At 72.1% G+C, this 716-nt stretch carries 2 protein-coding genes; both read left to right on the top strand.

All coding sequences use genetic code 11. The features are described from left to right. The coding region (locus tag FXN61_RS49800; RefSeq protein ID WP_188136351.1) for a sensor histidine kinase at positions 1-333 on the top strand (333 nt) is incomplete at its 5' end. Between the two features lie 7 nt (positions 334-340). Then, positions 341-716, top strand: a 376-nt coding sequence (locus tag FXN61_RS49795) for a response regulator (protein WP_167980683.1), incomplete at its 3' end; no start/stop codon positions are given.

The raw sequence follows: 716 nt of genomic DNA, 5'->3' as shown, positions 1-716 counted from the left end.
CTGACCGAACTGAGCGAGCGGGACGACCGCGTCACGGTCCGGATCGACGGCGACGAACGCGACCTGGACCAGGCCACGGTGACCACGCTGCACCGCGCAGCGCAGGAGGCGGTCACGAACGCCCGCAAGCACGGCGATGCGACGGTGGTGCGGATCGCGGTGACGTTCGGCGCGGACGGCACCCGCCTGGTGGTGACCGACGACGGCCGCGGCTTCGACCTCACGGCCCACCGCACGGGATCGGCCTGCTGGGCCTGCGCGAGCGAGCAGCGCTGGCCGGCGGCGAGTGCACAGTGGACAGTCGACCGGGTGCGGGCACGTCGGTCACGGTGACGGTCCCGTGACCGCGGTGCGTGTGCTGGTGGTCGACGACCAGCGGCTGGTACGGGAAGGCATCGCGTCCCTGTTGGACATCCAGCCGGGCATCGACGTGATCGGCACCGCGGCGGACGGCCGAGAAGCGGTCGAGCGAACGCTCGCACTGACCCCGGACGTGGTGCTGATGGACGTCCGCATGCCTGAAATGGACGGCGTGGACGCGATGGCGGTGCTCGCGAAACGGGCACCCGGCTGCCGCGTGATCATGCTGACCACGTTCGACGACGAGGAGTACGTGGTGCAGGCGTTGCGCGCCGGCGCCGCGGGCTACCTGCTGAAGGACCTGCCCGCGGCGGAGCTGGCGGAGGCGGTGCGCCTGGCACACGCGGGCGTGACCC

The sequence above is a fragment of the Lentzea indica genome (assembly GCF_012184385.1).
Lineage (GTDB): Bacteria > Actinomycetota > Actinomycetes > Mycobacteriales > Pseudonocardiaceae > Lentzea > Lentzea indica.
Note: the sequence above shows the minus strand (reverse complement) of the source record. Positions and strands in the feature narration are given on the sequence as shown.